Source organism: Actinomycetospora sp. TBRC 11914 (assembly GCF_012933465.1).
Lineage (GTDB): Bacteria > Actinomycetota > Actinomycetes > Mycobacteriales > Pseudonocardiaceae > Actinomycetospora.
This window is the reverse complement of record NZ_JABBND010000001.1, coordinates 200709-220099: the sequence shown is the minus strand read 5'-3', so window position 1 is coordinate 220099 and position 19391 is coordinate 200709. Positions and strand designations below refer to the sequence as shown.

17 protein-coding genes are annotated in these 19391 nt (G+C 74.1%); 11 read left to right on the top strand and 6 right to left on the bottom strand.

Going from position 1 to position 19391, the window contains the following annotated elements:
• Positions 1 to 35 precede the first annotated feature (35 nt).
• Positions 36 to 1280 (bottom strand): cytochrome d ubiquinol oxidase subunit II, encoded by a 1245-nt coding sequence (locus tag HH311_RS00985; RefSeq protein WP_211189459.1) that lies wholly within the window; start codon positions 1278 to 1280, stop codon positions 36 to 38.
• On the bottom strand, positions 1277 to 2665 hold the full coding sequence (locus HH311_RS00980; protein ID WP_211189458.1) for a cytochrome ubiquinol oxidase subunit I: 1389 nt from the start codon (positions 2663 to 2665) through the stop codon (positions 1277 to 1279). The genes HH311_RS00985 and HH311_RS00980 overlap by 4 nt, the downstream gene beginning before the upstream one ends.
• A gap of 214 nt (positions 2666 to 2879) precedes the next feature.
• Between HH311_RS00980 and HH311_RS00975 the strand changes: the two genes are divergently transcribed.
• Entirely contained in the window at positions 2880 to 3146 is a 267-nt protein-coding gene (locus tag HH311_RS00975; RefSeq protein ID WP_169181727.1) for a GlsB/YeaQ/YmgE family stress response membrane protein, read from the top strand.
• Positions 3143 to 5311 carry an amylo-alpha-1,6-glucosidase gene (locus HH311_RS00970; RefSeq protein WP_169181726.1) on the top strand — a complete coding sequence of 723 codons (2169 nt, stop codon included), beginning with the start codon at positions 3143 to 3145 and terminating at the stop codon, positions 5309 to 5311. Before HH311_RS00975 ends, HH311_RS00970 begins: the two co-directional genes overlap by 4 nt.
• A 5-nt stretch (positions 5312 to 5316) precedes the next feature.
• On the opposite strand, the gene HH311_RS00965 is transcribed toward HH311_RS00970, so the two are convergent.
• Positions 5317 to 6429: a glycosyltransferase family 4 protein gene (locus HH311_RS00965; protein WP_169181725.1), complete on the bottom strand. Its 1113-nt coding sequence runs from the start codon at positions 6427 to 6429 to the stop codon at positions 5317 to 5319.
• A gap of 369 nt (positions 6430 to 6798) precedes the next feature.
• Between HH311_RS00965 and HH311_RS00960 the strand changes: the two genes are divergently transcribed.
• From HH311_RS00960 to HH311_RS00925, 8 genes are all read left to right on the top strand, one after another.
• Positions 6799 to 7359: a type 1 glutamine amidotransferase domain-containing protein gene (locus tag HH311_RS00960; protein ID WP_169181724.1), complete on the top strand. Its 561-nt coding sequence runs from the start codon at positions 6799 to 6801 to the stop codon at positions 7357 to 7359.
• Positions 7360 to 7391: 32 nt separating this feature from the next.
• On the top strand, positions 7392 to 8540 hold the full coding sequence (locus HH311_RS00955) for a glutathione-independent formaldehyde dehydrogenase (protein ID WP_169181723.1): 1149 nt from the start codon (positions 7392 to 7394) through the stop codon (positions 8538 to 8540).
• Positions 8541 to 8709: 169 nt separating this feature from the next.
• Entirely contained in the window at positions 8710 to 9159 is a 450-nt protein-coding gene (locus HH311_RS00950; RefSeq protein ID WP_169181722.1) for a hypothetical protein, read from the top strand.
• A complete protein-coding gene (locus tag HH311_RS00945) occupies positions 9156 to 10325 on the top strand; it encodes a zinc-dependent alcohol dehydrogenase (RefSeq protein ID WP_169181721.1) in 1170 nt (389 codons plus the stop codon). Before HH311_RS00950 ends, HH311_RS00945 begins: the two co-directional genes overlap by 4 nt.
• 56 nt (positions 10326 to 10381) lie before the next feature.
• Positions 10382 to 10900 carry a 2Fe-2S iron-sulfur cluster-binding protein gene (locus tag HH311_RS00940; protein WP_169181720.1) on the top strand — a complete coding sequence of 173 codons (519 nt, stop codon included), beginning with the start codon at positions 10382 to 10384 and terminating at the stop codon, positions 10898 to 10900.
• Complete coding sequence (locus HH311_RS00935) at positions 10897 to 11967, top strand: xanthine dehydrogenase family protein subunit M (protein ID WP_169181719.1); 1071 nt, start codon at positions 10897 to 10899, stop codon at positions 11965 to 11967. The genes HH311_RS00940 and HH311_RS00935 overlap by 4 nt, the downstream gene beginning before the upstream one ends.
• Positions 11964 to 14078, top strand: coding sequence for a xanthine dehydrogenase family protein molybdopterin-binding subunit (locus HH311_RS00930; protein WP_169181718.1), 2115 nt, complete (start codon positions 11964 to 11966; stop codon positions 14076 to 14078). Before HH311_RS00935 ends, HH311_RS00930 begins: the two co-directional genes overlap by 4 nt.
• Positions 14079 to 14093: 15 nt before the next feature.
• Positions 14094 to 15272: a low temperature requirement protein A gene (locus tag HH311_RS00925; RefSeq protein ID WP_211189457.1), complete on the top strand. Its 1179-nt coding sequence runs from the start codon at positions 14094 to 14096 to the stop codon at positions 15270 to 15272.
• Here the strand turns inward: HH311_RS00925 and HH311_RS00920 are convergent, their stop codons facing one another.
• From HH311_RS00920 to HH311_RS33015, 3 genes are all read right to left on the bottom strand, one after another.
• Positions 15273 to 15725 carry a hypothetical protein gene (locus HH311_RS00920; protein WP_169181717.1) on the bottom strand — a complete coding sequence of 151 codons (453 nt, stop codon included), beginning with the start codon at positions 15723 to 15725 and terminating at the stop codon, positions 15273 to 15275. It lies immediately after the preceding gene.
• A 63-nt stretch (positions 15726 to 15788) separates the two neighbouring features.
• Entirely contained in the window at positions 15789 to 17261 is a 1473-nt protein-coding gene (locus tag HH311_RS00915) for a helix-turn-helix domain-containing protein (protein ID WP_312029859.1), read from the bottom strand.
• Between the two features lie 132 nt (positions 17262 to 17393).
• The gene (locus tag HH311_RS33015; protein ID WP_169181715.1) at positions 17394 to 18134 is read right to left on the bottom strand and encodes an ANTAR domain-containing protein; all 741 of its coding nucleotides are present in this window, start codon (positions 18132 to 18134) and stop codon (positions 17394 to 17396) included.
• 315 nt (positions 18135 to 18449) lie between these two features.
• On the opposite strand from HH311_RS33015, the gene HH311_RS00905 reads away from it, so the two are divergent.
• Positions 18450 to 19385 (top strand): SRPBCC family protein, encoded by a 936-nt coding sequence (locus HH311_RS00905; RefSeq protein WP_169181714.1) that lies wholly within the window; start codon positions 18450 to 18452, stop codon positions 19383 to 19385.
• Positions 19386 to 19391 lie beyond the last annotated feature (6 nt).

Genomic DNA, 19391 nt, shown 5'->3' with positions numbered 1-19391 from the left:
GCCGCAGCGGGATGCTCCGCCGGTCGGAGGCGGTGTCACGGCCGTGGTGGGTCGGCTCCGGCCAGCGACCACGGCCGGGCCGCCGCGACCCCGGTCGCCGCGGCGGCGGCGAGGACGACCACGCCCACGGCGTGGGCCTGCCCCGACTCGGCCACGGTCAGCAGCCCCGTACCGGCCACGAGGAGGCCGACGGCCGCCACCGAGGAGCGCCGGGTGTGCGATCGGGTGGGAGCCGGGACGTCCCGCGTGGCCTCGGGGTGCCCGGGCGGCGTGGCGGTCGCGGGATCGAAGCGGCCGCGCAGCACCAGGGTGAACAGCAGGCCGAGCGACGGGGCCAGCACCACCGCACCGCCGGCCACCGCGATGAGCAGCCCGACGAGCGTGGGAGCCGGTGCGGCCGCCTGGTCGACGGTCAGGCCCGGCAGCAGGACAGGACGTTGGGCGAGACCCCAGCCCGCGACGACGGCGGCCACCGCCAGGGTCGCCGTGAGCCGTGCCGCGCCGTGCCGGCGTGCTGCCACCAGGCCGAGGGTGGCGAGGCCCGCTCCGGCGGACAGCACCAGCGCCACGAGCCCGGGTGGGCGCAGCAGGCCCGCCCCGACCACGGGAGCGTCGACGCGCAGCACGACCAGGCCGCCGAGGGCGATCACCCCGGCCAGGACACCACTGGCGAGAGCCCGCGCGCGGAAGCGTCGCTCGAGGTCGGGTGCGCCGACGCGGCCGGCGTCCGCGGCCAGGTGGACCGCGGCGAGGAACGACGACAGCACGACGGCCAGCATCCCGATGGTCAGCGACGACGGGTTGAGCCAGCTGGTCCACAGCCCCCCGGCGGCATTGCCGACGGGCACCCGCATCGAGACGACGCCTCCGACGACGGCGCCGAGCGCGAAGGGGGTCAGTACCGAGGCGGCTCCGAAGACGGCGTCGACCCTCCGGCGCTCACCCGGGGTCCGGGTGCCGGCGTGCAACGCGTAGGCCGCGCCCCGGGCGAGGACGCCGAGGGCAGCGAGGGACAGTGGCACCACCATGGTGCTGGCGACGGCGCCGACCAGCACCGGGTACGCCGTCCACGCCACGGTAAGGACGAAGACCAGCCAGACATGGTTGGCCTCCCACACCGGCGCCAGAGCATGGTTGGCGTGGTCGCGCAGTCGCTCGGCCGCCGGACCCCGGCCGGCCGTCAGCTGCCACATCCCGGCGCCGAAGTCCGCTCCGCCGAGCGTGGTGTAGGCGGCGAGGCCGACGAGGACGATGACCAGCGGGAGCTCGGCGAGGGTCATGCCGGACCGCCTCCCCGCGCGCCGGCGCTCGAGGAGGTGAGCGGTGCACCAGGAGGCGGTTCGTCCCGGACCTCCTCGGGGAGCGGCATGGCCGCCAGACGGCGTAGCACCCACACCACCGCGACGCCGACCCCGGCGTAGACCGCGCCGAGCACCGCGTAGCCCACCGGGATCCCCGGCGCCGCGGTCACCGCCTGCGGGGTGCGCATCACCTCGTAGACGGTCCAGGGCTGACGTCCGACCTCGGTGACGACCCAGCCGCACAGGAGCGCCACCACCGACGCCGGCCCGGCCACGACGACGGCCCGCGTCCACCACCGCGACGTGGGCAGTCGCCGATGACGCACGACGACGACCAGCGAGAACGCTCCCAGCACGGCCAGCAGCGTCCCCAGGCCCACCATCGCCTGGAAGGACACCCGGACGACGTTGACCGGGGGCACCTGGTCGGCCGGGACGGCGTCGAGCCCGATGACGAGGGCGCTCGGGTCGTGGAAGGCCAGCAGCGACAGCAGCCGCGGTAGCGCGATCCCGCCGACGACCCGGTCGCCGGTGTACCAGCCGAGGACGTGGACCGGTGCGCCCGCGGTGGACTGCCCGAGGCCCTCGAGCGCCGCCAGCTTGACCGGCTGGTACCGCGCCACCGCCCGGCCGGCCCAGTCGCCGACGAGCACCTGGAGGGGCGCCGCGACGGAGGCGATCGTCACCGAGACCGCCAGGGCCAGTCGGTCGTGGGCCCGGTCGCCGTGGCGTAGTCGGGACACGGCGTAGACGGCCGCCAGGACGAACCCCGTGACGACGAACGCCGCGACGTACATGTGCACGAACTCGTGCCACAGGTACGGGTTCGCGAACAGCGCCTCGGCCGGCCGGACGTCGACCACCCGCCCGTCCTGCAGCGTGAAGCCCCCCGGATGGTTCATCCACGCGTTGACCGCGATGACCATGAACGAGCCGGTCAGACCCGCCACCGCGATCGGGACACCGCTCGCGAGGTGGGCGCGGGGTCGGAGCCGGTCCCAGCCGTAGAGGTAGATGCCGATGAAGACCGCCTCGGTGAAGAACGAGAAGCCCTCGATGGCGAACCCGAGGCCGAAGACGCTCCCGAAGGTCGCGGTGAAGGCGGGCCAGAGCAGGGCCATCTCGAAGCTGAGGACGGTGCCGGTGATGACCCCGACCGCGAACAGCGCCGCCATCACCCGGCTCCAGCGGCGGGCGAGTCGTCGGTACCCGACGGTGCCGGTGCGCTGGTGGAGCCCCTCGAGGAGCAGCACGAGGACCGGGAAGGCGATGCCGAAGCACACCAGCGGGATGTGCGCGGCGAACGAGAGGGCCTGGAGCTGGCGTGCCTGCTCCAGGAAGGGCTGGCCCGCGGGAGGGAACACGCCGCCCGAGGGTGGTGGCCGCGCGCGCGGTCCGAAACCGGACGGAGATCGGTCTCGCACGGCAGGACGAGCGCGGCCGAGGGTTCTCGACCCGACGTGACCGCGACGGCCGGTGCGTGCGCGGTTGATCGTGGACGCCTCCGTGGCACGCCCGGTCGGGACCGGCCCGCCGGCGACGCGGAGGCGCGATCGAGAGCGTGACAAGGGAGCGATCATGGGAATTCTCGGGTGGATCGTGCTGGGACTGCTGGTCGGCGCGCTGGCCAAGCTGGTCATGCCCGGTGACGACCCCGGCGGTGTCGTCGTGACCGGCCTGCTGGGGATCGTCGGCGCCATCCTCGGCGGGTTCATCGGCAAGGCCCTGTTCGGGACCGGTCTCGGCGACTTCTTCGACCTCCGGACATGGGTGCTCGCCCTCCTCGGATCGTTGATCGTGCTCGGCCTCTACCGCGTGGTGGCGCGACGGCGCGCCCGCACATGACGGGACACGGCGGACTCGGATCCCCGGACGGCGCCCGGCCCGCGGCGGGTACCGGTGTCTCGAACGAGGCCCCGCCGCGGGTCAGCGGCGACGGGGGCACGACGACCCTCGTCGCCGGGACGTCCTTCTGCCTGTCCGCGGTCGGCGGGGACGTGGACCCGGGCGGGGTCCAGGGTCTCTTCGTCGACGACACCCGGGTGGTGTCGGCGTGGCGGCTGCGCATCGACGGGGCCCCCGTCGAGCCCCTCGGGGTCGTCGAGTGCGAGCGGTTCCGCGCCAGCTTCGTCGGGCGCACGCCGCCGCGGACGGGGCGGGCGGACGCCACCCTCCTGGTCGAGCGGACCCGCAGCGTCGGCGACGGGATGGTGGAGGAGGTGACCATCCGCAACCTGGCCGCGGAGGCGGCCGGGCTGACCGTCGAGCTCGAGGTGGAGGCCGACTTCGCCGATCTGTTCGAGGTCAAGGAGAGCCGGGTCGACACCCGGCCCCGGATCGCGACGGAGGACGACGGGCTCGGGGTGACCTTCGTGCTCGCGTCCTCGTCCCAGCGGTCACGGATGCGGGTGGTGGGTGACGGGGACCCCGCGACGGCGGGGACGACGTTCCGGCACACGGTCGTCGTCCCGGGCCGGTCGACGTGGCGGACCCGCTGGACCGTGACGGTCGCGCTCGGACCGCACGACACCCTGCCCGCGCCGGACGACGCGAGCCCGGAGGGCGACGCCGCGCGACGGATCGCCCGGTGGCGACTGTCGGCGCCGGTGGCCGAGACGCCCGACCCGGGGCTCGAGACCACCCTGCACACGAGCACCGAGGACCTCGGCGCGCTCCAGATCGCCGATCCCGCCCACCCCGACCGTCGGGTCGTGGCGGCCGGCGCACCGTGGTTCATGGCGCTCTTCGGCCGTGACTCGCTGCTCACCAGCCTCATGGCGCTCCCGGTGGACCAGGAGCTCGCCCTGGGGACGTTGCGCATGCTCGCCGACCTGCAGGGCAGGAAGGTCGATCCGATCACCGAGGAGGAGCCCGGCCGGATCGTCCACGAGGTGCGTTGTGGTCGGGAGGGGAGCGTCGGCCGGGTCGGGTCGTCCGCGTACTACGGCACGGTGGACGCCACCCCTTTGTTCGTGGTGCTGCTGGGCGAGCTGCACCGGTGGGGTCTGGCGGACGCGGACCTCCGCGAGCTGCTGCCCGCGGCGGACCGGGCGATGGCGTGGGTGGAGCACTACGGCGACCGCGACGGCGACGGCTTCGTGGAGTACCGGCGGGCCTCCGACCGCGGGCTGGTCAACCAGGGCTGGAAGGACTCGTTCGACGGGGTCACCACCGCGGGCGGCCGGATCGCCGAGCCGCCGATCGCCCTGGCCGAGGTGCAGGGCTACGTGTACGCGGCGCACTGCGCCCGTGCCGAGCTCGCGGAGGCGGTCGACGACCCCGCGACCGCGGCCGACCATCGGCAGCGCGCCGAGGCGCTCCGCGAGCGCTTCGACGAGCGCTTCTGGTTGCCCGATCGCGGGTGGTACGCGCTGGCCCTCGACGGCGAGAAGTGTCCGGTGGACTCGCTGACCAGCAACATCGGCCACTGTCTCTGGTCGGGGATCGTGCCGCCGGAGCGAGCGGGGGAGGTCGCCCGTCGCCTGGTGGGGGAGACGATGTGGACCGGGTTCGGCGTGCGGACGCTGGCATCGGACATGGGTGCCTACAACCCCATGGGCTACCACACCGGGTCGGTGTGGCCGCACGACAACGCCCTGGTGGCCGCCGGGCTCATGCGCTACGGCTTCGTGGCCGAGGCGCAGCAGGTGGCGCTGGGGATCCTCGATGCGGCCCGCGCCTTCGGTGGCCGGCTGCCCGAGCTGTTCTGCGGCTTCGGTCGTGACGAGTTCCCGGCCCCGGTGCCCTACCCGACGTCGTGCTCCCCGCAGGCGTGGGCGGCGGCGACGCCGGTCTCGCTGCTGCGGACCCTGCTGCGGTTCCACCCCGACGTCCGGCGCGGCCGGCTGGAGCTCCAGCCGGCGCTGCCGGCGGCGATGCTGCCGTTCCGGGCCGGTCGCCTGCCGCTGGCGGGAGCGCGGCTGGAGCTCGAGGTCGACGCGGACGGGTGGGACGTGCACGGCCTGCCGTCCCACCTGACGCCGTCGCCGACGCCGCCCGCCCGCGCCTGACCGCGTCAGGAGGCGGGCCGTGCCACCTCCTGGGGCCCCGCGGCGACCCGGCGGTACACCCGCTCGTAGTTGGCGGCGAGCGCCGCGTCGGAGTACCGCCCCTCGACGACCGCGCGGCAGTCCCGCGGGTCGATCTCGTGGGCGCGCAGCAGCGCCCCGGGCAGCTCCGCGGGCCGGTCGCACACCCACCCGGTGCGTCCGTGGTCGACCACCTCGGGCACCGCGCCCCGTCGCAGGGCGACGACGGGGGTCCCGCACGCCATGGCCTCGATCATCACCATCCCGAAGGGCTCCTCCCAGTCGATCGGGAACAGCAGGCAGCGCGCGCCGGCGAGGAGGTCGAGCTTGCGCCGGCCGCCGACCTCGCCGATCCATTCCACGTCCCCGCCGAGGAGGGGCTCCACGGCGCGGTCGAAGTACGCCACCTCGGAGTCCTCGCGGCACTTGGCCGCCATCACCAGCGGGATGCCCGCGGCCCGGGCGGCGTCGATGGCCGACACCGGGCCCTTGTCCGGGCTCATGCGGCCGAGGAAGAGGGCGTACTCGCCCTTCTCCGCGTGGAACGGGAACCGGTCGGGGCGGACCCCGTTGGGCACCGTCGCCGCCCAGTGCGCCGACGGCAGATCCCCGCGCTGCGCGTCCGAGAGCGCCACGAGCGACGCGCCCACCGACAGCGTCCGGTAGTACGTCCCCAGGTCGCCCTGCACCGGTCCGTGCGCGGTGACCACGGTGGGCAGCCCGTGCGCCGCGGCCACTAGCGGGCCGGCGAGCGTGTTGTCGTGCACCACGTCGACGCCGAGGTCGGCCAGCAGCTCGGGGAGCTGCGCCGCGTGCACCACCTCGGGGAGGGCCTGGCCCATCAGCCGGGAGTCGGCGACCGGCCCGGTCGGGCGGAAGGCCGCGGCGGTCCCGTGCTGCCCCGGGGCCAGGAGGGTGACCTCGACGCCGCGCCGGACGAGGGCGTCCACGAGGTCGCTGCACATCGACTCCACGCCGCCGTACGCATCGGGCGGCAGCTCCAGCCAGGGAGGGGCGACGACCGCGACCCGCAGCGGGTCGTCCGAGCGCTCGCCGTCGGCGACCCCGAGCGCGTCGACGGTCGGGAGTCGACGGGCCATGGTGCCTTCCCTCCTCGGTACCGGCTCGATCACGCCCACCGCCGACGCCGACTCCGCCCATCCGCTCACCCGGACCTCCTCGCACTCGACCGCCCTGGTCCTCCGACACGCTGCCGGGGCGTCCTCGTCGCGGCATCGGCTCGACAGATCACATCCACGCGGTGGCGACCCGCCCCGGGGGACGAGCCCGCCACGGCCGGCCGGACGCCCGGTGCGCGCGGCGCGGAAACCCACTTCGGCCCCACGGGCCGATATCGCGACGGCGGTGTCCGCCCGGCGATACGGGATCGCGCGACCGCCCGCTGCGGGGGCGTCGTGACGGCCATCCCTCGCCGGCCATTCCCGTGTCACTCCCGAGGAGGGAACTCCATGGCAGACGAGCTACGAGGCGTCACCGTCGCGATCCTCGCCACCGACGGCGTCGAGCGGGTGGAGCTCGAAGCGCCGCGCGGCGCGCTCTACGGCGCGGGCGCCCGGACCGAGCTGTTGTCGCTCCACGACGGCGAGATCGCCGCCCGGCAGATGGACCTCGACCCGGCCGGCACGTTCTCGGTGGACCGCCAGGTCGGCCAGGCCTCGGTGGACGACTACGACGCGCTGCTGCTGCCCGGGGGCACGATGAACCCCGATCAGCTGCGTACCAGTTCCGACGCGGTCGGGTTCGTGCGCTCGTTCGTCGAGTCCGGGAAGCCGGTCGCGTCGATCTGTCACGGCCCCTGGACGCTCGCGGAGGCCGACTGCGTGCGCGGGAAGCGGCTGACCTCGTGGCCGAGCATCCGCACCGACCTGCGCAACGCCGGTGCCGAGGTCGTCGACGAGGAGGTCTGCGTCGACGGCCAGTTCACGACCAGCCGGGGTCCGCAGGACATGGCCGCGTTCTGCGCCGCGGTCGTCGAGCAGTTCGCGAAGTCGCCCGCGGTCAGCGCCTGACCCGCCATCTCCGCAAGAGGAAGGACACGAGCATGAAGGCAGTCGTCTACCACGGTCCGCACCAGGTGAGCGTCGACGAGGTTCCCGACGCGCGGATCGAGAAGCCCACCGACGTCCTGGTACGGATCACCTCGACGAACATCTGCGGTTCCGATCTGCACATGTACGAGGGGCGCACCGATTTCGAGCAGGGCCGCATCTTCGGTCACGAGAACCTCGGCGAGGTCGTCGAGGTCGGTGACGCGGTGGACAAGATCGCGGTGGGAGACATGGTCTCCGCGCCGTTCAACGTCAGCTGCGGGCACTGCGAGAACTGCGAGCACGGCCTGACCAACTACTGCCTGCGGGCCAACGAGCCGGGGCTGGCCGGCGCGGCGTACGGGTTCGCGGACATGGGGCCCTGGCCCGGGGGGCAGGCGGAGTACCTGCGGGTGCCGTGGGGCGATTTCCAGTGCCTGCGTCTGCCCGAGGACGCGCGCGACAAGCAGGACGACTACGTCATGCTCTCCGACATCTTCCCCACCGGGTGGCACGCGACGGAGATGTCCGGGCTGAAGCCCGGGGAGAGCATCGTCATCTACGGCGGCGGCCCGGTCGGGCAGATGGCGGCGCTCTCGGCGATCACCAAGGGGGCCGCGCAGGTGATGGTGGTCGACCGCCACCCCGACCGGCTGCGGCTGGCCGAGCAGATCGGCGCCACCCCGATCGACGACTCGAAGGCCTCGCCCGTCGATCAGGTGATGGACCTGACCAAGGGCCGGGGCGCCGACCGCGGCTGCGAGTGCGTGGGCTACCAGGCGCACGACCCGCAGGGCCACGAGGACAACGCCGACACGCTGAACAAGCTGGTCGCCTCGGTGCGGTTCACCGGCGGCATCGGCACCGTCGGGGTGTTCGTCCCGCAGGACCCCGGCGCCCCGGACGAGCTGGCCCAGCAGGGCAAGGCCCGCTTCGACTTCGGCAACTTCTGGTTCAAGGGCCAGCAGATGGGCACCGGGCAGGCGCCGATCAAGCGCTACAACCGCCACCTGCGCAACCTCATCGCCGCCGACAAGGTCCAGCCCTCCTGGATCGTCTCCCACGACCTGTCGCTGGACGAGGCGCCGGAGGCCTACAAGCACTTCGACGCTCGCGAGGACGGCTGGACCAAGGTCGTCCTGCACCCGAACCAGACCGGCTGAGCCGGCCGCCGGAGGCACCGCGGGCCGCCTCGACACGCTCGACCTGACCGAGGCCCGCACCGTCGACGACGCGGCCGCCACCACGCCCCTCGGGGGGCCTTGGTGGCGGCCGCGTCGTCGCGGACCAGGCCGGCGCCGATCTCCGGGCCGGCCCCCGAGAGGAGAACCGATGAGCAGAGTCCTGGCCGAGCCGACGACGTGGGCCGACCGCGTCGTCGGCACCGTCCGGGGGTTGGTCGGGTTCACCGACCAGCCCACGTCCGAGGAGGCCGCTCGTCCGGGCCGGTGGTTGGTCGTCACGGTCTACCGGCAGCGCGACGACGTGCGGACCCATGTGGACGCGCCCGGCCCGCTGAGCCGGATGCGCGACGAGATCGAGGTGACCGTGCGCCCGGCGCCCGGTGACAAGGGCACGGAGCTCGGGGCCCGTCCGACGGCGTCCGACGGTGGCTCGGCCGACCTGCGGCGGGCGCTGCGCGCGGCGCTGCGCGAGACCAAGTCGATCCTCGAGTGCGGCGAGGTCGTCGAACCGTCCCGGCCGGGGTCGAGCCACCCCGGACCGGCCGGACAGGTGCTGCGCGCGGTCACCGCGCGGGCGTGGGGAGAGGGGCGACTGTGAAGGCCCTGTGCTGGGAAGGCGTCAACAAGCTCGCCGTCGAACGCGTCCCCGACCCACGGATCCAGAACGCCCACGACGTGATCGTCAAGGTCCGGTACACCACGTCCTGCGGGTCGGACCTGCACCTGCTCGACGGCTACATCCCGGCCATGGAGGCCGGCGACGTGATCGGGCACGAGTTCATGGGCGAGATCGTCGAGGTCGGGCCCGAGGTCACGAACCACCAGGTCGGGGACCGGGTGGTGGTGGTCTCGTTCATCGGCTGCGGCAGCTGCTGGTACTGCGACCACGACCTGTGGTCGCTGTGCGACAACACCAACACCAACCCCGGCATCACCCAGGCCCTGTGGGGCCAGGATCCCGGCGGCATCTTCGGCTACTCCCACGCCATGGGCGGCTTCATGGGCAGCCACGCCGAGTACGTGCGGGTCCCGTTCGCCGATCAGGGGGCGTTCACCGTCCCCGAGGGGGTCGACGACCTGACGGCCCTGTTCGCCTCCGACGGCGTCCCGACCGGCTGGATGGGCGCGCACCTCGGCGGCGTCGGTCCGGGTGACACGGTCGCGGTGTGGGGCGCCGGAGGGGTCGGGCAGATGGCCGCCCGCGCGGCCACGCTCCTCGGCGCCGAGCAGGTGATCGTCATCGACCGCCTGCCCGAGCGACTGGCCATGGCGCAGACGCACGTCGGCGCGGAGACCCTCGACTACAGCACGACGGACGTCGGCGCCGAGCTGCGGGAGCGCACCGGCGGTCGGGGTCCCGACGTGTGCATCGAGGCCGTCGGCCAGGAAGCCCACACCTACGGCCCGGAGTACCTCTACGACAAGGTCAAGCAGCAGCTGCGCCTGGAGAACGACCGGCCCCCCGCGATCCGTGAGGCGATCATGGCCTGCCGCAAGGGCGGGTCGGTGTTCACCCTCGGGGTGTTCGCCGGGCTGGTCGACAAGTTCCCGCTCGGGGCGCTGATGAACAAGGGCCTGACCCTCCGGGGCGCCCAGCAGCACGGTCAGCGCTACGTCCCCATGCTGCTCGACCGGATCGCCCGCGGGGAGATCACCACGAGCCACCTGGCCACCCACGTCATGTCGTTGGACGAGGGGCCCCGCGGCTACGACCTGTTCAAGAACAAGGAGGACGGCTGCGTCCGCGCGGTCTTCCGCCCCTGACCAGCAGCTGTCGTCGTGACGACCCCCGCGAACGACGTCGATGGAAGGAGACCGATGTGGACGCCACCCTCACCCTCGTCGTCGACGGGCGGCCGACGACGTTGACCGTCGACACGCGGACCACCGTGCTCGACGCGCTGCGCGAGCACCTCGACGCCACCAGCCCGAAGAAGGGGTGCGACCACGGGCAGTGCGGGTCCTGCACCGTGCTGTGCAACGGGCGCCGGGTGCTGGCCTGCCTCTCGCTCGCGGTCGCCCACGACGGCGACGAGATCACCACCGCCGAGGGGCTCGCGCCCGAGGGCGAGCGGCACGCCGTGCAGGTCGCGTTCCTGGAGGCCGACGCCTACCAGTGCGGGTACTGCACCCCCGGCCAGATCTGCTCCGCGGTCGGCATGCTCGACGAGGCCGCCGCCGGGCACCCCAGCGCGGTGTCCGGCGACGTCGCCGCCCCGCCGACGCTGGACCGCACCGAGATCGCGGAGCGGATGAGCGGGAACCTCTGCCGCTGCGCGGCCTACGTCAACATCGTCACCGCCATCGAGCGGGTCCACGCGGGGGAGACCGCGCGATGAAACCGTTCACCTACGCCCGCCCGGACGATGCCGCGGGCGCCGTCGATCTCGTGGCCGGGGACCCGGACGCCGCGTTCCTCGCCGGCGGTACCAACCTCGTCGACCACCTCAAGCTCGGCATCGCGTCGCCGACGACGCTGGTCGACGTCACCTCCCTGACCTCGGACCGGATCGACGACCTCCCACCGGCCCACGGGGACACCGACGGCGGTCTGCGGATCGGCGCCGCGGTGCGCAACTCCGACCTCGCCGCGCACGGCCGGGTGCGCGCCGAGTACCCGGTGCTCGCCGAGGCACTGCTCCAGGGGGCGTCGGGCCAGCTGCGGAACATGGCCACCACCGGCGGCAACCTGCTCCAGCGCACCCGCTGCGCCTACTTCGGGGACCGGACGACCCCGTGCAACAAGCGCGAGCCGGGGAGCGGCTGCTCGGCGATCGGCGGCTGGGCGCGCTACCACGCGATCCTCGGGGCCACCCACGAGCCGGCGGGCCAGGCGTGCGTCGCCACCCACCCCTCGGACATGGCCGTCGCGATGGCCGTGCTCGACGCGCAGGTGCAGGTCCTCGGCCCGGACGGCGAGCGCACGATCCCGCTCGAGGAGTTCCACCGGCTGCCCGGCGACGACCCGACCCGCGACACCGTCCTGCGCCACGGCGAGCTGATCACCGCCGTCGACCTGCCCGCCGCGCCGATCGCCACCAGCTCCACGTACCGCAAGGTCCGCGACCGGGCCTCCTACGCGTTCGCGCTGGTGTCGGTGGCCGCGGCGATGGAGGTCGTGGACGGCCCGGACGGGCCCGTCGTGGCGGACGTGCGGATCGCGCTCGGCGGCGTCGCGCACACGCCGTGGCGCGCCACCCGCGCCGAGGACGCCCTGCGCGGCGGCCCGGCCACGGACGAGGCGTTCCGCGCCGCCGCCGCGGCCGAGACCGCCGGGGCGCGGCCGATCGAGTCCGCCGTCGGCGGCAACGCCTTCAAGGTCCCGCTGGTCGCGGGCACGCTCGCCGCGGCCCTGCGCACCCTCGCCCACGACCCGTCCACCGATCCGACCGAGGAGCCCGGATGACTCTCACGCCGGACGCCATGGGGAGAGCGCTGCCCCGCATCGAGGGCGGGCAGAAGGTCGCGGGCACCGCCCGGTACGCCTTCGAGCACCCGGTCGTCGGGCCGCTCTACCTGCACCCGGTGCAGTCGACGATCGCCCGCGGGCGGGTCACGGCGATCGACACGAGCACGGCGGAAGCCCTCGACGGCGTGGTCGCCGTCCTCACCCACGAGAACGCGCCCCGCCTCGCGGACACCTCGGACGCCGAGTTCGCGGTGCTGCAGGACGATACGGTCGCTTTCCGCGGACAGTACGTGGCCGCCGTGCTCGCCGAGCGCTCCGAGACCGCCCGGGAGGCGGCCGAGCTCGTCGAGGTCACCTACGACCAGCAGGACCACCACGTCGAGCTCGACGAGGACTCGCCCGATCTCTACGCCCCCGACGTGGTCAACCCGAGCTTCGAGACCGACGAGACCGTGGGCGACCCGGAAGCGGCGCTCGAGTCGGCGCCGGTCACGGTCCGGCAGACGTACACGACGGCGATGACCCACAACAACCCGATGGAGCCGCACACCACGGTCGCGACGTGGGACGCCGAGGACGGTCGGCTGACCCTGTTCGAGTCCACCCAGGGTGTCTCCGCGGTCCGCACGGCCGTCGCCGGTGTCCTCGGGCTGGAGACGGGGTCGGTCGACGTCATCTCCCCGCACGTGGGGGGCGGCTTCGGCTCCAAGGGCACCCCGCACGCCAACACCGTGCTCGCCGCCCTCGCGGCGAGGGCCGTTCCCGGCCGGCCGGTCAAGTACGCGCTGACCCGGCAGCAGATGTTCGACCTCGTCGGCTACCGGACGCCGACGATCCAGCACGTCACCCTGGGGGCCGAGGCGGACGGGCGGCTCACCGCGATCGTCCACGACGTCGTCGAGCAGACCGCGCGGTTCAAGGAGTTCGCCGAGCAGACCGCGGTCTACAGCCGCTCGATGTACGCCACGCAGAACCGGCGCACCTCGCACCGTCTGGTGCCCCTCGACGTCGGTGTCCCCTCGTGGATGCGGGCGCCGGGAGAGGCGCCGGGCAGCTTCGCCGCCGAGGTGGCGATGGACGAGCTCGCCGTCGCCACCGGGATCGACCCGGTGGAACTGCGGATCCGCAACGAGCCGGCGGTCAGCCCCGCGTCGGGGCTGCCGTTCTCCAGCCGCCACCTCGTGGACTGCCTGCGCCGCGGCGCCGACCGGTTCGCCTGGCGGCTGCGCGACCCGCGACCGCGGGCCCGGCTGGTCGACGGCTGGTGGATCGGCACCGGCGTCGCCGCGTCGAGCTACCCGACGAACAGCATGCCCGGTTCCTCGGCGGTGATCCGCTTCCACGTCGACCCGTCGCTGGACCCCGCGCTCGGCGCCGCCGGACGCTACGAGGTCGAGATCGCCGCGGCCGACATCGGCACCGGGGCCCGCACGGTCCTCACCCAGATCGCCGCCGACGCGCTCGGGGTGCGCCCGGAGACCGTGCACGTGGCCATCGGGGACACCGCGTTGCCGCCCGCGACGACCGCCGGGGGCTCGAGCGGGACGGCGTCCTGGGGCGCGACGATCGCCGACGCCGCGGACCGCTTCCGCGACAAGTGGGGCGACGATCCCTCCGACGGCGCGCAGGCCGACGGCTCCATGCCCGACAACCCCTACTCCGGGCGCTATGCCATGTCGGCGTACGGAGCGCACTTCGCGGAGGTGGCGGTGCACGCCGACACCGGCGAGGTCCGGGTGCCGCGGATGCTGGGCGTGTTCGCGGCCGGGCGGATCCTCAACCCCGACACGGCCCGCTCGCAGCTCCTGGGCGGGATGACCATGGGCCTGTCGATGGCCCTGCACGAAGAGAGCGTGCTCGACCCGCGCTCCGGTCACGTGATCAACCACGACCTGGCGAACTACCACGTCACCGCGCACGCCGACGTCGGGGTGATGGAGGCGGAGTGGATCGACGAGGAGGACCCCTACGTCAACCCGATGGGGTGCAAGGGCATCGGGGAGATCGGGATCGTGGGCGCCGCGGCCGCCATCGCCAACGCCGCCCACCACGCGACCGGCGTCCGGATGCGGTCGGTGCCGATGACCCTCGACGACTTCGTCGTGTGAATCTCCGGGGCGGGAGTGAGCGAGGAACAGGCGACGGTGCCGTCCGCCGAGCATGCGCAGGGCGAGGCGGAGGACCGGTCGGTCGGCACGCTGGAGCTGTTCTTCGACCTCGTGTTCGTCTACGCGATGTCCCAGGTCACGGCCCTGGTCCTGGCGGACGTGTCGTGGGCGGGTTTCGGGCACGGGCTGCTCGCGTTGACCGCGGTGTGGTGGGCCTGGGTCTGCTACGCCTGGCTGACGAACACCAGCGCCCACGCCGGACCGCTTCCCCGAACGCTGATCTTCCTGGCGATGGCGGCGATGCTGGTGGCCGCCGTTGCCCTGCCGCAGGCGTTCGGCACGCGGGCGTGGGTGTTCGGGCTGGCGTTCCTGGCCGTCCGGCTGATCCACGTCGCGCTCCTGGCACTGGGTGTGCGCGGCGAGGCCGGCGTGGGTTCGGCCGCGTTGCGGTTGGTTCCCACTCTGCTGACCGGGCCGGCGTTGCTGGTGGCCGCCGCGTTCGTCGAGTCGCCGTACCGGGAGCTGCTCTGGGTCCTGGCTGCCGTCATCGACTTCTCCGGGCCGCTCCTGGTCGGCACTGCGGGGTGGCAGGTGGCGCCGTCGTACTTCGTCGAACGGCACGGTCAGGTCGTCATCATCGCCTTGGGCGAGGCGATCGTGGAGGTCGGTGCCGGGGCCCAGGCGAACCTCGCTCGGCCCGGCGTGCTCGTCGGGGTCGTGCTCGCCGTGTTGATCGCGGCCGGGTTGTGGTGGTCCTACTTCGGCTACATCCGCACCGGTGCGCAGCGCCGGTTGCAGGGCGCCGAGGGCCACGATCGGGCGCGGCTGGCGCGTGACTCCTACAGCTACCTGCACCTGCCGCTGGTGGCCGGGATCGTGTTCTTCGCGCTCGGGGTGCACGAGGCGGTCGAGGGGGTGGACCGGTCCCTGCCGCTGCTGCCCGCACTGGCGCTGGCCGGCGGGGTCGCGCTGTTCTTCGTCGCCGACGTCGGCTACCGCTGGCGGGACCACCACCAGTTGGCCACCGACCGGTTGCTCGCCGGGGCGGCTTCGGCGGCGGTCATCGCGCTCGCCGTGGTCGTACCCGCGCTGGCCACGCTCGCGGCGCTGGCGGTCGTCTGTGCGGCACAGACCGGCTGGGAGCTCTGGCGGCGGCCCGAGATCGGGCCCGTCGGCGGGCCTCCCTCGGGGTGATCAGCGCCAGCCCACGACGGTCCCCGCGTCGGCCCGGCGTCGCAGGGCGGCGTCGACCGAGGGGAAGATCTCGAACAGGGTCTCGTCACCGAGGAGGGGGCGCGTCACCTCGGGTGCACCCGGATCCCGGGCGACGCGGAGATCGATGTCCGCGTCGCCGGCCTCGTAGGCCAGTTCGCGGATCACGCCGCGGGCCGCGGGCTCGGCGGCGCGGACGCCGGTCAGGTCGACCACCAGCGGGTCGGCGGAGCGGGCGAGCAGGGCCTTGGCCTCGCGCCGCAGCTCGGCCGCGGCGGGTGCGTCGACAGTGGTGCGGGCGCCGAGCACGCGGACCCCCGTCGGACGGCACTGGTCGTCGTCGGTGTTCGTCGGACACCCCCCTCGGACCGCGAGCCCTCGGCCGGGCTCGGTGGACGCCACCAGACCTACCGAGTCCGAGGTGCCGCGGTCCATCCACGCAGGGCAACCCTCGACCGGTCGGCGACCGGCCGGTCGAGGACGGCTGCGCCGGGTGCCTCACAGGGACGTGAGCTGCCCCCCTGCGGGGAGGAGGGGGGGTTCGGCGATGACGGCGGCGCGGACGGCGACGTGGAGGTTGAGGCGGGTGTCGGTGTCGGTGAGGTCGTGTCCGGTGAGTTCGCGGATGCGTTGGAGGCGGTAGCGCAGGGTGGAGCGGTGGATGTGCAGGGCGGCGGCGGTGGCGTCGTAGTTGCCGCCGTGGTCGAGGTAGATCCCGAGGGTGTGGACGAGGCCGGCGCGGCGGTCGTTGTCGTAGGCGAGGAGGTGGCCGATCCAGTCCTGGACGAAGGCGCCGGCTTGGCGGCGGCCGTCGGGGGTGGCCAGGAGGCGGTAGAGGCCGAGGTCTTCGAAGGCGATCAGGCCGGTGGGGTCGGGTTGGCGGGTGCGCACGGTGAGGGCTTGCATGGCTTCGCGGTAGGAGCGGGGGAGGTGTTCGGGGCGGTCGACGTAGCCGCCGACCCCGACGGCGGGGGCGTCGTGCAGGACGTGGGTGAAGGCGTCGTGGACGAGTTGCCAGGGTGTGCCCGAGCCCGGCGCGTCGGTGGCGGAGCCGGTGCCGGTGCCGGTGCCGGGGGTGGCGGTTCCGGTGGCGGCGTGGGTGGTGGTGGTGGGTTCGCCGGTCCAGGGGGCGAGGGCGGTGCCGCTGCCGGCGAGCCAGGCGGCGGGGGGTCCGCAGACCAGGATGGCGGTCTGGCCGCGCAGGGTGCCCAGGAAGGACATGTCCAGGGTGCGGGCGGCGTGTTCCATGAGGTCGCCGACGGCTTGGTCGCCGGGCCAGCGGCCGTGGCGGGGGTGGACGGCCAGGACGCGGTGGGGGCCGGTGAGGTCGTGGCTCAACGCGGAGGCGCGGCCGATGCGGCGTTCGATCTCGGCGTCGAGGTCGTCGGGGTCGCATTCGAGCAGGACGGTTTCGACGAGGTCGTGGCGCAGGCGTAGTTCGGTGCGGGCCAGGTGGTGGCGATGCAGCAGGTGCAGCGAGAGGGCGCCGGTGGCCAGGCCGATGGCGTGCAGGGCGCCGGCGCGGGGGCTGCCGGGGCGGGCGTCGGTGTCGGGGTCTTTCTTGTCGGCGGGTTCGAGGGTGTGCTCGGGGTCCTGGACCAGGATCAGGCCGAGCAGGGTGCCGCGGGAGACCGCGAGGCTGGCCAGGCGGTCGCGGACCCGCAGCGGGCCCGAGACGCGGCGGGCGGCGTCGATGAGGTGGTCGCGTTGGGCGCGGGTCAGGCGGGGCTGGGTCGCGGCGCCGTCGGGTCCGGCCTGGGCCAGCACCCGCCCGAAGGGGTCTTCCACGGCCACCCCGAGCCCGAGGTGGTCGTGGAGGACCTCGGCGATGCCGTGCTCGGGGCTCTCGCCGACCAGTGCCTGGCTCAGCGCGGCCTGGAACCGGTACTCCCGGGCCAGCGCCCCCTCCACTTCGACACGCGCCTGCCCATCACTCGGGACCAGGTCGGCGGCCGAGGCTTCGTCGCCCACGCGCGGACCGGCCCCGTGGCGATCGATGCGACTCATGCCTGCGCGACTACCCGCCGGGCGGCCCCGGCCACGCGTCCGATCTTCCGGCGCCGGACGACTCGTGGTGGCGGCCGGCGCAGGACCGGCTGCGGATCACGAGCAGTGGGCGACGAGCCAGGCGGCGACGTCGTAGAGCTTCGTGTTGGTGGTCTGGGAGGCGATCCGCAGGCGGTCGAAGGCCTCGTCGGCGGTCAGCCCGTCGCGGTGCATGAGGATGCCCTTGGCCTGTCCGATCAGATCGCGCCGGAGCAGCGCCCGGTGGAGGTTCTCGACCCGGTCGGTTTCGGCGAGTGCGAGCGAGGCGTAGGCGACGAACATCCTGGCCGACCGCTGGGCCTCCGACCGGGCCGCCCGGTCGTCGAGGGCGTGCTGGGTGACGTGCAGGTTCACCACGCCCGCGGGGCGGGCGCCGGTCAAGCGCACCGACAGGCTCGCCCGCACGCCGTGGCGCACCGCTTCCGGCACGAACCGGGGCCACCGTGTCTCGGTGGCCGCGTCGGGGAGGACCACGGTGTCGGCGCCCGCGATCGCGTCGAGGCACGGGCCCTCCGCCATCCCGATCTGGGCGCGATCGACGGCCGCCGCCGTCTCGCTGGTGTGCGCCGCGCAGGACAGCTCGCCCGCCAGGCGCACCGCGACGCCGACGTCGTGGACGCCCGGCACCACCGCCACGGCACCCTCGGCGATCCGGCGCAGCGCGTCGGCCACCCGCTCGCTCCCGGCGATCGCGCGGGTCGACGCCAGCAGGGCCGCCAGGAACTCGTCCGGCTCGTCGGTGTCCTCGTGGTGTGACCGGCATGCCGCCACGGCTGCGTCCCCCACCTGCGTCGTCACCTGGGACCTCCGTTCGTCGTGGCACCGCACGGTGCGCACCCCGGTACCGTGCCCGCCGGACGCCCGGTCGGTCATCGACCTGATCGGTCAGGAGCCCGGCCCCGCGGCTCGCATGCGGTGACGAGCGGTGCACGGCGCGTGCCCGGCCGGTGTCCGGCTCGCCGCTCCCGGTTCTCCGGACCCCCGGTGGCCACGACCCGACGGACCGGATTCGTGGGCTCGGTGTCGACCTCGAAGGACGAGATTCGCCCCCTCCCCGGCCCGCGGCGTGCCGGGCGGGCACCACCTCTCGAACCGACGAGAGGAGGACCTGCGATGAGAGCAGGGACGTCAGGGCCGAGGAGCTCGACGCGGGACGCCACGACGGGCCTCGCGCGCGGGCTGGGGGTCTTCAGTCTGGCGCTGGGGTCGGCGGAGCTCGCCGCGCCCGGCGCGGTCGCACGGCTGGCGGGGATCCGCGACAGCGGGCCGACCGTCGAGGCCGTCACCGCGCTGTACGGAGCCCGGGAGCTGGTCCACGGCGCGGGGATCCTCGGCAGCCGCCGGACCGCGGGCTGGGTGTGGAGCCGGGTCGCGGGTGACGTGCTCGACATCGCCACCCTCGCGGTCGGTGCCGCCCGGAGGGGAGCGTCGTCGACGCGTCTCGGGCTCGGCCTCGCGGCGCTCGCCGGGGTGACGGCCGCGGACGTCGTGACCGCCCGCGGCCTGGCCCAGCAGCGCGGCGACGGGACGGGCGAGTGTCGCGCCGTCGCCGCCATCACCGTCAACCGGCCGCGGGCGGAGGCGTATCGCCACTGGCGCGACCTCGAGCGCCTCCCCGAGTTCATGGCCCACCTGCGCTCGGTGCGCACCGACCCGACGGGGCGCTCGCACTGGGAGGCCACCGGTCCGGCCGGGTCGACGGTCCGCTGGGACGCCGAGATCGTGGAGGACCGCGAGGACGAGGTGATCTCCTGGAGGTCGGTCGAGGGCGCCGACGTGGCGAACACCGGCTCGGTGCGGTTCCGCGACGCCGCGGGCGGCCGGGGCACCGAGGTCGTGGTCGACCTGCGCTATCGCCCGCCGGGCGGGAAGGCGGGCGCCGTCGTCGCGAAGCTGCTCGGCGAGGAGCCGAACCAGCAGCTCCGCGACGACCTGCGGCGCTTCAAGCAGGTCCTCGAGATCGGCGAGATCGTCCGCTCGGAAGGCAGCCCGACGGGCCAGTCCACCCGCCAACAGATCACCCAGCGCCCGGCCCAGCCGGTCGCCTGACCACAC